The organism is uncultured Haliea sp. (assembly GCF_963973825.1).
Lineage (GTDB): Bacteria > Pseudomonadota > Gammaproteobacteria > Pseudomonadales > Halieaceae > Haliea.
This window is the reverse complement of record NZ_CAXBAE010000001.1, coordinates 383274-397038: the sequence shown is the minus strand read 5'-3', so window position 1 is coordinate 397038 and position 13765 is coordinate 383274. Positions and strand designations below refer to the sequence as shown.

At 63.8% G+C, this 13765-nt stretch carries 11 protein-coding genes; 5 read left to right on the top strand and 6 right to left on the bottom strand.

The window, feature by feature from the left end:
• The 3 genes from AACZ17_RS01820 to AACZ17_RS01810 all read right to left on the bottom strand — a co-directional run bounded on the left by AACZ17_RS01820 (position 1) and on the right by AACZ17_RS01810 (position 5351).
• Positions 1–3132 carry an efflux RND transporter permease subunit gene (locus tag AACZ17_RS01820; protein ID WP_290744587.1) on the bottom strand — a complete coding sequence of 1044 codons (3132 nt, stop codon included), beginning with the start codon at positions 3130–3132 and terminating at the stop codon, positions 1–3.
• On the bottom strand, positions 3129–4397 hold the full coding sequence (locus AACZ17_RS01815) for an efflux RND transporter periplasmic adaptor subunit (RefSeq protein ID WP_290744585.1): 1269 nt from the start codon (positions 4395–4397) through the stop codon (positions 3129–3131). Before AACZ17_RS01815 ends, AACZ17_RS01820 begins: the two co-directional genes overlap by 4 nt.
• 135 nt (positions 4398–4532) lie before the next feature.
• On the bottom strand, positions 4533–5351 hold the full coding sequence (locus AACZ17_RS01810) for a mechanosensitive ion channel domain-containing protein (protein WP_290744583.1): 819 nt from the start codon (positions 5349–5351) through the stop codon (positions 4533–4535).
• Positions 5352–5539: 188 nt separating this feature from the next.
• On the opposite strand from AACZ17_RS01810, the gene AACZ17_RS01805 reads away from it, so the two are divergent.
• Genes AACZ17_RS01805 through AACZ17_RS01785 form a run of 5 tightly spaced genes read left to right on the top strand, consistent with a single transcriptional unit; the run spans position 5540 to position 9495 of the window.
• On the top strand, positions 5540–5995 hold the full coding sequence (locus AACZ17_RS01805; protein ID WP_290744581.1) for a MaoC family dehydratase: 456 nt from the start codon (positions 5540–5542) through the stop codon (positions 5993–5995).
• Between the two features lie 8 nt (positions 5996–6003).
• Positions 6004–6702: an NUDIX domain-containing protein gene (locus tag AACZ17_RS01800; RefSeq protein WP_290744579.1), complete on the top strand. Its 699-nt coding sequence runs from the start codon at positions 6004–6006 to the stop codon at positions 6700–6702.
• On the top strand, positions 6699–8225 hold the full coding sequence (locus AACZ17_RS01795) for an FAD-dependent oxidoreductase (RefSeq protein ID WP_290744577.1): 1527 nt from the start codon (positions 6699–6701) through the stop codon (positions 8223–8225). Before AACZ17_RS01800 ends, AACZ17_RS01795 begins: the two co-directional genes overlap by 4 nt.
• Complete coding sequence (locus tag AACZ17_RS01790) at positions 8222–8641, top strand: c-type cytochrome (protein ID WP_290744575.1); 420 nt, start codon at positions 8222–8224, stop codon at positions 8639–8641. Before AACZ17_RS01795 ends, AACZ17_RS01790 begins: the two co-directional genes overlap by 4 nt.
• Positions 8638–9495 (top strand): CoA ester lyase, encoded by an 858-nt coding sequence (locus AACZ17_RS01785; RefSeq protein ID WP_290744573.1) that lies wholly within the window; start codon positions 8638–8640, stop codon positions 9493–9495. The genes AACZ17_RS01790 and AACZ17_RS01785 overlap by 4 nt, the downstream gene beginning before the upstream one ends.
• A 19-nt stretch (positions 9496–9514) precedes the next feature.
• On the opposite strand, the gene AACZ17_RS01780 is transcribed toward AACZ17_RS01785, so the two are convergent.
• The 3 genes from AACZ17_RS01780 to AACZ17_RS01770 form a co-directional block, all read right to left on the bottom strand.
• Positions 9515–10702 carry a lipid-transfer protein gene (locus AACZ17_RS01780; protein WP_290744571.1) on the bottom strand — a complete coding sequence of 396 codons (1188 nt, stop codon included), beginning with the start codon at positions 10700–10702 and terminating at the stop codon, positions 9515–9517.
• Complete coding sequence (locus AACZ17_RS01775; RefSeq protein ID WP_290744569.1) at positions 10702–11151, bottom strand: OB-fold domain-containing protein; 450 nt, start codon at positions 11149–11151, stop codon at positions 10702–10704. Before AACZ17_RS01775 ends, AACZ17_RS01780 begins: the two co-directional genes overlap by 1 nt.
• Before the next feature lie 206 nt (positions 11152–11357).
• Entirely contained in the window at positions 11358–13637 is a 2280-nt protein-coding gene (locus tag AACZ17_RS01770; protein WP_290744567.1) for a hypothetical protein, read from the bottom strand.
• Positions 13638–13765: the final 128 nt, after the last annotated feature.

Here is a 13765-nt window from a genome sequence, read left to right as displayed (position 1 = left end):
TCAGCGAGCGGGCAGGGCGGAGGCCTGAGCAGTCGGCTCGCGCCACTGCTTCAGATCCAGCAGGATCATGTACAGCGCCGGGACCAGCAGCAGGGTGATAACGGTGGCAAACACAATGCCGAAGGCGAGGGAGACCGCCATCGGCACGATTTCCTGGGCCTGCGCGCTGCGCTCCAGCAGCATCGGCGCGAGGCCGAAGAACGTGGTCAGCGAGGTGAGCAAAATGGCGCGGAAACGCTGCGTGCCGGACTCTACAACAGCCCGCAGCGGCTCTATGCCGCTCTTGATCGCGTTATTGATGTGATCAACGAGAATCAGGCTGTCATTCACCACCACGCCGCTTAACGCGATCACCCCCATCAGCGACATCATGCTCAGTGGGTAGCCGGTCAGCCAGTGACCGACGACGGCGCCAATCACGCCGAAGGGGATGACGCCCATGATGATCAGGGGCTGCAGGTAGGAGCGGGTGGGTATTGCCAGCAGCGCGTAGATGCCGAACAGCGCAAGGCCGAAGCCGATCAGCATGCTGGTCACCATCTTGCTTTCCTCATCGGCCAGGCCGGCCACGGCATAGCTGAGCCCCGGATACTTCTGCAGCAGGCCCGGCAGCACGGATTTCTCGAGGTCGGCGACAATGCGCGATGGCTCCACCAGATCCTTGTTGGCCTCGGCTGTTACCTCGGCGGCGCGCTGGTAATTGATGTGGGTGACCTTGCGCAGGCCCTGCTTGACGGCCACCGTGGCCACGGTCTGGAAGGGGAGTTCCTGCCCGTCCGGTGTGCGAATGTACATCTCCTGCAGGGTATCGACGGTCTCCCGGTCGGCGCGCGGGTAGCGCACCATGACCTTCACTTCGTCCAGCCCGCGCTGCATGCGCTGGGCCTCCGCACCGTAGAACGCGTCGCGCACCTGGTTGGCAACGGCGTAGCGGGTCAAGCCGAGCGCCTCGCCCTCGGGCAGTAGCTCAATGTGGAATTCATCGGCGGTGTCGCTGGCGCCGTTGCGGATATCGTACACCCCGTCGTAGCGGTGAATCGCCGTTTCCAGCTCCGCCGCCGCGGCACGCAGCATGGTGAAGTCACGGTGCATGAGGTCGAAGGCGATGGCCGGTCCAAAGCCCGGTCCGTCGGCGCTGCTGATCGACAGCACTTTGGTGCCGTGCAGGGTGCCGACGGCATCGCGCCAGCGGCGTTCCACTTCGCGGGTGGAGATGCTGCGCTCGTTTTCCTTGGTCAGTTCGATATCCACGCCGCCGGTGGTGCGGCTGCGGCCGTAGACGAAGACGTGATTCACCAGGTGCTCTTTGCCGCCGGTGGCCTGTTTATGCGCCTGCTCGACACGTTCGAGTGCCGCCACAATGTGCTCGATGGTCGCCAGCGTGCGTTCTTCGGGTGTGCCTTCGGTCATTTCCAGCTGTACGGAAATGAACTCCCCGGGCACATCGGGGGCGATGACTGTGCGCACCACGCCGCCCAGCACCAGCCCGCTGCACAGCACCAGCAGGGCAATGAAGGCGGCGAGGGTGACATAGCGGTTGCGGATGCAGCGCTGCATCAGCGGGCTGTAGCGGTGTTCGACGAAGCGTTTCAGGCCCTGGTTGACCTGCTGCTGGCGCCGGTCCACCGCCAGCAGCAGGGGGTTGCGCGTGGGGCTGCTGTGGGCCAGGTGTGCGGGCAGAATCCACTTCGATTCCACCAGGGAAAACAGCAGGCAGAGGATCACCACCCAGCCGCAGGCTTCCGGGAAGGCGGCAAACACCCCTTCCATGAACAGCGTGGGCGCAAACGCCACTATCGTGGTCAGCACGCCGAAGGTGGCCGGTACGGCGACCTTGTTGACGCCGTCGACCACGCTCTGGATGCTGTGGCCGTGGCGCTCCTGCTCGGTGTAGGCGCTCTCGCCCATGATAATCGCGTCATCCACGACGATACCCAGCACCAGGATAAAGCCGAACAGGCTGATCATGTTCAGGCTGGCGTGGATGTAGGGCGTGTTGATCAGAGCCATGGCGCCGAGGAAGCAGACGGGGATGCCGAGCATCACCCAGAACGCGAGTTTGATCTCCAGGAACAGGGCAAGCACGATGAGTACCAGCAGGGCCCCCATGGCAAGGTTCTTCAGCATCATGCCCAGGCGGCCTTGCAGGTAGAAGGTGATATCCGACCAGATGTCCAGGCTGACGGCAGCGGGCAATTCGCCCTGTTTCTGCTCTACCCAGGTACGTGTGGCGATCGCCGTATCGAGGATGTCCTGCTCCCCCATGGCGAACACCTGAATCCCCAGTGAATAGCGGCCATTGAAGCGCGCGAAACCGCTATCCTCGACAAAACCGTCGCGCACGGTGGCGATATCGCCGAGCAGCAGGCGGGTACCATCGGCAAAGCTGCGCAGCACGATGGATTCAAAATCCTGCTGCACATAGGCCTGTCCCTGCGTGCGCAGCAGGATGTCGCCCTGACGGGTGCGCAGCGAGCCCGCTGGCAGGTCCAGCGACGAGCGTGCGATCACCTCCGCCACGTCACTCAACGTCAGGTGGTATTCACGCAGCAGTGACTCGGAGATCTCGATGGAAATCTCGTAATCGCGCGCGCCCACCACCTCCGCGGCAGAGACTTCGGGCAGGGTCAGCAGGTCGCGGCGAATATCCTCCGCGAGTGTCTTCATGCTGCGCTCATCGAGCTCGCCGGAGAGTTGCAGCTGCAGCGCCGGAAACTGCAGTTCCGGCTGGCTGATGATCGCCTTTTCGGCATTGGCGGGGAAATGCTGTATGGCGTCGATACGGTTCTTGATATCCCCCAGCAGGGCGTTCATGTCGATCCCTTCCTGGGGCTCCACCATGACCCGCGCGTGGGAGTCCAGGGCATCGGACTCCACCCGCTTGATGCCGTCGAGGTCGTTGATGGCCTCCTCGATTTTCAGCACGATGCCCTGCTCGACTTCCTCCGGGGAGGCACCGGGGTAGGACATGTTGATGAAAATCAGCTCGATGTCGAAGGAGGGGAACATGGAACGCTGGATATTGAACGCGGAGCCCAGCCCCACCACCAGGATGATGGCCATCAACAGGTTCGCAGCCACAGGGTTGTGGGCGAACCAGGCAATCACCCCGCCCTGCCGGTGAGGGCTCATGCGGAGGGCGCTCCGCCGGGTTGCGCCGAGGCGGCGTCGGCGGCGACGTCAGCACCCGCTGCCGTGGTGCCCTTGGCGGTGTTCCGCAGTCGCAGTTCGCGGCTGCTGATGCGCGATACCACGCTGACCTCGGCACCGGTGAGCGCGCTGTCCAGTGTGGTGAGTATGACCTGGTCGCCATCGTCCAGCCCCGCCGAGACGTAGACGAAGTCACCCCCGGTGTTCAGCGTGGTGACGGTTCGGTTACGCACCAGGTTGTTGTCGTCGACGACCGCGACGTTATCACCTGCCCGCATCACATACCGGGGCAGGGCGACGAGCCCGGACATGGGGCGCCCTTCGATGCTGGCGGTGACGAAGGTGCCGATGCGCAGGGGCGGTTGCCCCGGATGCGTCAGTCCATAGGGATCGTCGATGCGTGCCACGGCATAGAGTGCGCGCGAGCGTTCGTCGAACACACCCTCGCTGCGGTGTAGCCTGGCGGGCCAGTGGGTCACGTCGCCGTTGACGTCGGTGTACAGGTCGATGCGCGCTCCAGCCTCCGTGCTGCGCACACCTGGCAGGTCGAGATAGGCCAGCCGCGTCTGCGGGATGGGCAGCCGTACCTCGGCCACATCTACCGAGAAGACCTCCGCGAGCTGCGTGCCTGGTGTGACGAATTGCCCCAGCTCAGCGTGCTTGGCGCGAATCAGCGCGGTGTAGGGCGCGCGCACCACGGTCCTGTCGAGGTCGTCCTGTGCTGTTTGCAGGTCGGCGCGGGCTGCCAGCAGCTGCCCCTCAGCCTGTGCCAGTTGCGGCTTGCGCAGGTACAGATCACGCGCTTCGTCCGAGCGTTGACTGCCTGCGGGGAGCTTTTCCCATTCCCGGCGCGCCACATCGGCCCGGCCGCGCTCCTGCAAAAGCTCGCTCTCCGCCGAGCGCAGGGCCGCCTCAGCCCGGGCGAGGCGCGCCTGGTAGTCGCGGGGGTCAATACGCAGCAAGACATCCCCTGCGTTGACAAAGCCACCGACGTTGAAGGTTTCAGAGGCCTCCACAATACGGCCCTGAACCTCGGCCAGCAGTGTGGTCTGCTGCAGAGGCGACACGGTGCCCTGCGCCTGCATGGGGATGCGGATAGTCTCCTTTTCCGCCACGACCACGTCGACAGTGATCGGTACATACACGGGCTCGCTGATATCAGTGTCGGGCCGTGTGGCGTAGAGCAGAAAAGTAACGAGGGCTGCTGCCAGCAAGAGTGCGCTGGCAACAACGAATTGGCGTTTCACAGTGGCCACATGCAGTACCGTTTTGCTGCCCCGGTCGCCCGCCATTCGCGAGCGGACCGGGGGAGGTGCGAAACAGGCTTTATATCACATCGGCAGGCCCGTAGGCTGTGAAATACTGTTAATACAGCGGCTGGCTCAGTCCCGCTCCGGCGTATGCACGTCCATTTGCGGGAAGGGAATGGTGATGCCGGCTTCATCAAACTTCAGTTTGACTGATTCGGTGGTATCCCAGTACACGGCCCAGTAATCCTCCGATTTCACCCAGGGGCGCACAAGGAAGTTGACACTGGAGTCGGCGAGTTCGCCGACCACAATGGTGGGCGCCGGGTCGCTGAGTACACGCGTATCCGCGGCAATGATCTCTTCCAGCAGCTGCTTTGCCTTGCGCAGGTCGTCGCCGTAGGACACGCCGAACACCAGGTCCACACGCCGTGTGGGCCGTGCGGAATAGTTGACAATATTGTTCCCCAGCACGGCGCTGTTGGGCACGATGACTTCCTTGTTGTCCGGTGTGGTCAGCGTGGTTGTGAAAATGCTGATGGCCTCGACAACGCCCATGGCGCCGCCCGCTTCCACAAAATTGCCTTTGGTGAAGGGACGGAAGATGATCAGCAGCACGCCGGCCGCCAGGTTGGACAGAGAGCTCTGCAGCGAAAGGCCGATGGCGAGGCCCGCAGCACCGAGCAGGGCGACCATGGATGTGGTGTCGATGCCAAGCTGGCTGAGCGCTGCAATGATCACAAACAGCAGCAGAACCCAGTGCAGTATCGCGGTCAGGAACTTGACCAGCACCTCGTCCATGCGCCGTGCGCGCATGAATTTCTCGACCCAGCCGGCAACGGCGCCCACCACCATGCGCCCGACGTAGAAAATCGCCAGCGCCAGGACGATGCGCGTGCCCCAGGGGATGACGTAGGTGTGCAGCAGTTCAGTAAAGTCGAGATTTTCCAGCATGATTGGGTCTCCTGTGTATCGAGTGGGTGAATATACCGGAAACTCCGCGCGCCTGCAGGCGCCGGGGCGCGCCGGGGCTCGGCGGACGTGGCGGGGGCTGTGGTGGAAAACGTTAAACCACGCTCGCTGCCGAGCCGCCGCGCAGGTGGTATAGTCCGGGCACGTAGATTGTTGACAGGAAATCCAGCATGACCACTGTATTTGAAAAACCCGCAGCACTGCTCGGCAGTGAAGGCACGGCACTGGGCTGTACCGACTGGCTCCTGATCGAACAGGAGCGCATCAACCTGTTTGCCGAGGCAACGGGTGACCACCAGTGGATTCACGTCGATCCGGAGCGCGCCGCGAGCGGCCCCTTCGGCAAGACCATTGCGCACGGTTATCTCACCCTGTCGCTGGCGAACCTGTTCCTGCCGCAGCTGTTGCAGGTGAACAATGTGTCGATGGGCGTGAATTACGGCTGTGACAAGGTGCGCTTCCCGGCACCGGTGCCGGTGGGGAGTCGCGTGCGCGGTTGCGGCGAGATCCTCTCGGCTGAAGACGTCAAGGGTGGCGTGCAGGTGGTGGTCAGGGTGACGATTGAGGTGGAGGGCAGTGATCGCCCCGCCTGCGTCATCGACACGATCAGCCGTTTCTTCCCCTGAGCAGCGTCATGCTGGAAATGGGCGAAGGCGACGTGCCGATTGTGCCCTCGGCGACCGTCGTGCCGGTGCGCGATGGCCCGCAGGGGCTGGAAGTGCTGCTCTTGCAACGCAACAGGGCGTTGAAACACATGGGCGGGGAGTGGGTTTTTCCGGGAGGGCGAATTGATCCGTCCGACTACCCGGTGGCAGGTGACCACGATCAGGCCGCGTTGCACGCGGCGATTCGCGAGACCCGCGAGGAAGCGGATGTGCAGATTACGCTGGAGCAGCTGCATTTCCTGTCCCACTGGACGACTCCGGAGGGTGCCCGACGGCGCTACAGCACCTGGTTTTTCCTCGCGGTGCTCGACGCCGATGCGGAGATACGCGTTGACGGGGGTGAGATCTCCGCGCACCGCTGGGTGCGCCCGCAGGACGCCTTTGCAGAGATTCGCGATACGCAAAGTCCGTTCCGCCTGATGCCGCCAACCTTCGTCAGCCTCGTCGACCTCGCTGATTTCCGCGACTGCGCCACCGCCCGGGCGGCGCTGGGCGCGCGTCCACCGCGGCGGTATGCGCCGCGCATGATCATGCAGGAGGGTGGTGTCTGTTTCCTCTACGAAGAGGACGCGGGTTATGCGAACCTGGTGGAAGCGGTTAGTGGCCCCCGGCATCGAACCTATATGATCAATGATCAGCTGGAGTACATCCGCGAGGGGGTGGAATGAGCACAACACGCTGGCGCCGTCGGCAACTGCTTGCCGGCCTCGGTGCGGGGGCTGCAGGTGTCGGGCTCGCCGGCCCTGCTGCGGCGCTGAGCCGTCGGGAGGTGAGTCGCTGGGACGAGACGACGGATGTACTGGTCGCAGGCTCCGGTTCGGCGGCCTGCAGCGCAGCGATCGAGGCGCAGCGCGCAGGTGCCCGCGTATTGCTCATCGAAGCCCTGCCGAAGTTTGGCGGTTCGTCAGCCATGTCGGGCGGCGTGGTGTATGCCGGCGGCGGCACCACCCTGCAGAAGGCGGCGGGCTTTGAAGACAGCGTGGAGGAGATGTACCGCTTTATCGCCGGTAACAGCGGCGGCCATCCCCAGTTGGCCAAGATCCAGCTCTACTGCGAGGAAAGTGTCGCCCATTTCGACTGGCTGGTGGCAATGGGCGTGCCCTACAACGATCGTTTTACGTCGGTGAAGGAGCTGACGCTGGGCGATGAGTCGTTGTATTACTCGGGCAACGAACTCGCCTGGCCGGCGCGGGAGATTGCGCGCCCGGTACCGCGCGGTCACGTGCCGGGCCTGCCCGGCATGACCGGCGGCCGCACCCTGATGGAGGCGCTGCTGGCGCAGACCGCCGCGGCGGGTGTCACGATGCGTGCGGGCGTTGCCGGTCAGCGCCTGATCGTGGAGTCGGACGGCCGCGTGGCTGGCATGCAGGTGCTGGTGGACGGTGAAACGCGCAATATTCGCGCGCGGCGCGGTGTCGTTCTGGCCTGTGGCGGCTTCATCCACAATCGCGAGATGGTGCAGCGCCACGCGCCGGCCCTGTTCGACTGCTCCGCGCCCTGGGGCAACGCGGGCGATCTGGGGCAGGGCATCGTCATGGGGGCCGGCGTGGGCGGCGAGACCCTGCACATGCATGAGGGCTTTGCCATCACCCCCATTTACCCGCCGGAGTCGACCCTGGCAGGTATCGTGGTGAACGCCAGTGCGCAACGCTTCGTGCCCGAGGACAGCTACTACGGTGTGCTGGGGGATGCCATTGCCTACCGGCAACAGGGACGCGCCTGGCTGATTACCGATGCCAGCAGCAGTTTCGATTTTCCGCAGGACAATTTCCTGCTGGTGGCCGAGGCACCGACCATCGGCGATCTGGCGGCGCGCACGGATTTTCCCCAGGGCGCCCTGCAGCACACGGTCGCCTATTACAATCGCTTCGCGGACCTGGGGCGCGACCCCCTGTTCCACAAGCAGGCGCAGTACCTGCGCCCACTCGACAAGCCCCCGTTCAAAGCCTGGGACCTCTCGGTGAAGCGCGCCTTCTTCACCGCCCACACCTTCGGCGGCCTGCACACGGATATCGACGGCCGTGTGATCAGCGGTTTTGGCGAGCCTGTTCCCGGCCTTTATGCGGCAGGCCGCACCACGGCGGGCCTGCCTGTTGCACCCTATATCGCCAGCGGTCTGTCTGTGGGTGATTGCACGTTCTTCGGGCGCCGCGCCGGTGTGGCCGCGGCAAACCATGAGGTTTCCGCATGAAGCCACTCCTGCTGCTGTTATTGCTTGCTGTGGCGCCCGCGGGCGCTCAGACCGATACCACGACGATGCCCGAGGGAGATCCCGAGCGTGGCCGGCTGGTGTTTGGCCAGTGCCGCACCTGCCATTATCCGGAGCCTGAGGTCGGCCACAATAACGGGCCCAGCCTGTACCGCATCTTCGGTCAGGTGGCGGGCAAGCAACCGGGGTTTGCGTACTACTCGGAGACGTTCCGCAATGCGCAGTTCGTGTGGACGCCGCAGCTGCTTTACCTCTGGCTGGCAGACCCCCTGGCCATGTTTCCGGGCACCACGATGATGGCGCGCGGGATTCCGGATCCGCAGCAGCGGGCGGATCTTGTCGCCTACCTGAAACGCGCGTCCGTGCGCCCACCGATTGAGGAGCAAGTACAGGAATGAAGATGACGCCGCGCACCGCGTTGTATATGCCCGGTTCCAACCAGCGGGCGATGGAGAAGGCGCGAGGCCTGCCCGCTGACGCCATTGTTTTCGATCTGGAGGACGCGGTAGCGCCGGAGGCCAAGGCACAGGCGCGCGCTCAGGTCGTTGCGCAGATCGCCGCCGGCGGCTACGGTGCGCGACAGCTCGTGGTGCGCTGCAATGCCCTGTCCACGCCCTGGGGTCTCGATGATCTGCAGGCAGTTGCGGCGGCGCCGGGTGTGGCGACGGTGTGCCTGCCCAAGGTGGAGTCTGTGCAGCAGGTGCGCGCCGTTACCCGCGAGCTCGATGCCTGTGGCCGCAGCGACATGGTCATCTGGGCGATGATCGAAACGCCAGCGGGTGTGGCGCGCGTCGAGCAGATTGCGGACTGCGAGCGCGTGGACGCGCTGCTCATGGGCACCACGGACCTCTGTGCGGAACTGCGCCTGCCACCGGACGATCAGCGCCGGGGCCTGTCCTATGCCCTGCAGCGCTGTGTACTGGCGGCACGGCTGGCCGGCATCATGGTGCTGGACGGCGTTTATCTCGATATCGGCAACAGCGCCGGGTTGCAGGCCGTGTGTGAGCAGGGGCGGGCGCTGGGCTTCGACGGCAAGACGCTGATACATCCGGGGCAGATCGAGATCGCCAACGCCGTCTTCGGGCCCTCTGCCGCGGCGGTGGAACACGCCCGTCGGCTGCTCGCACTGTGGCAGGAAACCACGGAAGCGGGCGCTGCCGTCGCGGTGCTCGACGGCAAGCTGATTGAATCGATGCACGTGGATGAAGCGCGCCGCGTACTGGCAACGGCCGAGCATATTGCTCGGCTGTAACCGCAGCGGCGCTGGCCGTTCAGCGCTTGATAATGACCGAGCTACCGTGTCCAAACAGGCCCTGGTTGGCGGTGATGCCCACCCTGGCACCGGCCACCTGCCGGTCACCACATTCGCCGCGCAGCTGCCAGGTGAGTTCGCAGACCTGGGCGAGTGCCTGTGCCGGCACGGCTTCACCGAAGCAGGCCAGGCCGCCTGAGGGGTTCACCGGTATCCTGCCACCCACCGCGGTGTCGCCACGACGCAGCAGCTGTGCGGCTTCACCGCGAGGCGCCAGTTGCAGGTCTTCAATCCAGTCTAGTTCCAGCGCGGTCGACAGGTCGTAGACTTCCGCAACATCGACGTCCTCGGGGCCGATACCGGCTTCTTCGTAGGCTTTCACTGGCAGCGCTGCACGGAAGCTGTGGGCATCGATACCGGCAGCCGCCGCGGAGTCCGTCGCAATATCCGGCATTTCCACCACCGCGCTGGCAAAGCTCGGCGTGACGGTGGAAATGGCCGCAATGCGTGGCGCATCGGCCTTGCCAATGCGGCGTGCATAGTCAGCGCTGCAAATGATCAGGGCAGCGCCGCCATCGCTGGTGGCGCAGATGTCCATCAACCGCAGCGGGTCGGCCACCATGGCGGAGGCCGCCACGTCTTCCGCGGTGAAACACTTGCGGTAGCGCGCCCGCGGGTTCTTGCTGCCGATCAGGGAATTCTTCACCTTCACGGCGGCGAAATCCTCCAGCGTGTCGCCGTAGAGGTCCATACGCCGCCGCGCGTACAGGGCAAAATAGGTCGGGTTGGTAATGCCCAGGTAGAAGCGCACCCAGTCCGGGTCCTCCGGTCGATAGCCACCTGCAGGGGCAAGGAAGCCTTTAGGAGTGGTGTCGGCACCAACGACCAGGGCGACATCACAGGCGCCCGCGAGAATCTTGTTGCGCGCGGCGGCCAGCGCCTGCGAGCCTGAGGCACAGGCGGCGTAGGAGGTATTCACCTCACAGCCCTGCCAGCCCAGGGCCTGGGCGAAGGTGGCGCCTGCGACATAGCCCGGATAACCGCAGCGCACCGTGGCGCCGCCGGACACGAAGCCCACGTCCTGCCAGGGGATGCCGGCATCCGCCAGCGCCTCGCGCGCCGCGGCGACGCCGTACTCAACGAAATTGTGTCCCCACTTGCCCCAGGGGTGCATGCCCGCACCAATTATGGCGATATCGTTGCTCATCAGTGCTGCTCCCCCTGTTCTGCGAGTGGCCGCCATTTCCAGGTCATCTTGATGTCATCATCGGTTTCATGCAGCGGTTCCAGCACCAGTTCCATCGCCATGCCCACCTTGAGGTCGCTGACATTGACACCGGTGACAACCTGCCCCAGCACCGTCATCTGCTCTTCCTCCAGCGTGACTGCGGCGATGGTATAGGGCTCGAAGGGCTCGGCGGCCACAAAAGGCGCCGGCGGCTTGTAGCAGGCATTGGTGTAGCTCCACACCCGGCCTGTCCTGCTCAGTTCCACTTCGCGGAACTCGGTGCTGTCGCAGCCTGGGTTCTTGCAGTAGCGCTGCTGTTTGGGGAAAAAATAGGTGCTGCAGGCACAGCACTGGGTGCCGATCAGCCGGGGCTTTTCGTCCATCGTGAACCAGCCTTCAATGGCCGGTGCCAGGGGTTTCTCATTCATGGGGATTCTCCGCCGAAACGCGGCCTGCAGGGTACTACCCGGCACCCGTTGCAGGCAACCGGACCGCCGGCCAGCGGCGCTTCTCCGGTGGTGGGTATACCAATGCAGACCTGTACCTACAGGTGCGCGGTGACTGAGCACACGGGCGTGTGACTGTGCCGAACTGCCTGTCCAGGTCAGTGTGAGGGGAGCCCGCAGAGTGAAACCTACCGTCCCCAACGCCGTTTGCGATCTGCGTAATACGCTAACAACCCCTTCTCAAAACCCTGCACCGCGTCAGAGTCGCATCGGTGCTCGTCCATAAGTTCATTGACTGCATTGGTCAGATTGTTCACTCCCTGCAAGCCGAACAGCGCTTCGAATATGCCCTCTGCGCCTGGGGATTCAGGGCGACTGAATACATCCTGGAATAGATCCAGGTGCTCGCGCTTGATGCGGTAGGTGGTGGATACCGGTACGCCCCGAATGCGGCTGAGCTCGATACCGCTACCTGTGCGAGTGACCGAGTCCACACGTTCCGTAAACGTGATGGTGGCAGCGTCCTCGCCCAAACACGATGCGTACTGGTCCTCGAATTCCAGCAAGTAACGCAAGGCCACGGCTGTTACCGCGCTGGGCGTGTTCAGCTCGCGGGAGGCGCTATTCAACGGGCGTCCTGCGCTGCCCAGCAGGCTGCTGACGGCGTTGATTTGCTGTGCCATGAAGCGGAATACCGGCGCCACTCCGGCCAGTAGCTCAGCGTCCATGCGAGCCAGGGTTGCGAATTCCTGGTTGTACAGGGCATTGAGGTAGGCGTCAGCGCCCGTGTTGACGAAAGGGCGGGACCCGGAGAGCTGCTGATCGTAAACCTTTCCCAGGCGTTCGAGATGGCGCTCCGCGCGATCCGTTAAATCACTGGCCGCAAAGTAGCGCGCATCCAGCTCGGTTAACGCGGACGTGGTGCGCGCTGCTGTGAGCTGTGCTGCAAGGGCGTCTTCCAATTCTCGCTGCCAGTCAAAGCGCAGGGCCTGGTACTGCTCAAGAGCATCGGGAAAATCCCCGTATGTCACTGTACGACCGTATCTGCGCAGGAGTGCGGCGTTTGCGGCCACGAGTGAGGCGAGGTTTTGCAGCGTTGGCGCCTCGTCTTCCAGCGTTGCAAGGGTACTGGCCTCGTCTTCCGCGAATTGGTCCGCTAACGCCTCCAGCCTGTCTGCAAACAGGTCCGCTGCCTGTGAGCAGGCCTTTTGTGTCGTCCTGCTGCACACCAAATCCGCGTCAACGGCAGCCACCCAGTCCGCCATTTGTGCCGCGTCCTGTGCTGTCGCGGCTTCCAGAATATGCGCTTCCGCTTTGCTCACCAGCTCTGCCGCCACCAATGCTTCAACGGGTGTGTCGGCTATGTCGTCCCGTGCCAGCGCTGCTTGCCGTAACTCGAGCAGCGGGAAAAAGCGCGCATTGCGCATGTTTTCCAGGTAGTCCCGCTCCCGGCGTCGCGCGGTAAGCGTATCGTTCACTGCGACCATCTGTTGTGCGTAGCTGTGCGCATCGTACCTGCCTGTTCCCGATAACAGGCGGTCAAAATTGAAGGTGCGGGGTATACGGCCCAGCGCCTGGCTCGTTGCAGGCGAGAGCAGGGGCAGGGGATCTGACTGCAGTAGCGGTTGCGCGCGGTTCGTCAGCCAGGCTTGTGCCAAGGGTTGGGCCAGTTGCGTCAAGCGTCCATCGCGAAATGAACGGTAATCGGTGATCTGCATGAGTGTGCCGACCACGGTATTCCGGCGGGTGTCGCCGCGTACCATACAACGGCCTGCGAGTGCCCGGCGCAGGTCTATACGCCGTTCTGCTCCGAGTTCTGCCAAGGGTTTGCCGAAGATCGGTTCAGTCACGGTGGCGGACCAAAGAGCACTGGTATCACCCCGGCCATTGTCATCCAGGGGCAGCTCCAAAGCCGCCTGAATCCACGACTTCAGCTCCCCGGGGCATTCCCCTTGCTGATCCTCGGCGCGAATCACCACGGGTTCCTGAATCAGTATCAGTTCATGTTGCAGTTCGACCAGGGCTTTGGCGGGTGTTCGTTGCAACAGCCCAAGGTCGCAGCGCTGAAAGTCGAGCAACGCGATGTCATCTCCGAACAGCAGTTGCAGCGCCAGAGGCCGGTTTTTGACCTGCTCTTGAACAGCAGCATGGCCAGTGACCGGCTCGTACTCACCCAGCAGCAGTCGGTCTTTGATCTCGGTGCGACCGTCGGGTGATATGTAGCCCCGTCGTCCCAGAGCTGGTTCCAGGGTCCATCGGACTTCGAGCTGACTGTCTCCAAGACCCGCTACTGAAAGGCTCAGGGGGAAATCCCGGCCGGCGCAGCTCAGCAAGCCCTGCCACTCCCCCGCAATGTCCTGTGTTTGAAGTGGCGTCACAATGTCGGTGACTGGAGTGGGCGAATCCACCCAGCCCGGGTCTGAGTCCCCGGTGCATGCGCCCAGCAGCAGAATACTGGCGGTGAGCATGCGTTGACGCCACTTCGCAGGTCTCACTGATGGCGTAGAGTGAATCATGTGGGGCTCCTCGTGTTTTATCCACCGGTTGTGGTGGCGTATCGACGCGGACCAAGTGCACGGTGCGTGCCGGCATTGAA

Coding starts and splice junctions, on each gene's coding strand:
- AACZ17_RS01790 (WP_290744575.1), top strand. CDS start 8,222: ATGAAGCCACTCCTGCTGCTGTTATTGCTTGCTGTGGCGCCCGCGGGC.
- AACZ17_RS01810 (WP_290744583.1), bottom strand. CDS start 5,351: ATGCTGGAAAATCTCGACTTTACTGAACTGCTGCACACCTACGTCATC.
- AACZ17_RS01785 (WP_290744573.1), top strand. CDS start 8,638: ATGAAGATGACGCCGCGCACCGCGTTGTATATGCCCGGTTCCAACCAG.
- AACZ17_RS01800 (WP_290744579.1), top strand. CDS start 6,004: ATGCTGGAAATGGGCGAAGGCGACGTGCCGATTGTGCCCTCGGCGACC.
- AACZ17_RS01780 (WP_290744571.1), bottom strand. CDS start 10,702: ATGAGCAACGATATCGCCATAATTGGTGCGGGCATGCACCCCTGGGGC.
- AACZ17_RS01795 (WP_290744577.1), top strand. CDS start 6,699: ATGAGCACAACACGCTGGCGCCGTCGGCAACTGCTTGCCGGCCTCGGT.
- AACZ17_RS01805 (WP_290744581.1), top strand. CDS start 5,540: ATGACCACTGTATTTGAAAAACCCGCAGCACTGCTCGGCAGTGAAGGC.
- AACZ17_RS01770 (WP_290744567.1), bottom strand. CDS start 13,637: ATGCTCACCGCCAGTATTCTGCTGCTGGGCGCATGCACCGGGGACTCA.
- AACZ17_RS01775 (WP_290744569.1), bottom strand. CDS start 11,151: ATGAATGAGAAACCCCTGGCACCGGCCATTGAAGGCTGGTTCACGATG.
- AACZ17_RS01820 (WP_290744587.1), bottom strand. CDS start 3,132: ATGAGCCCTCACCGGCAGGGCGGGGTGATTGCCTGGTTCGCCCACAAC.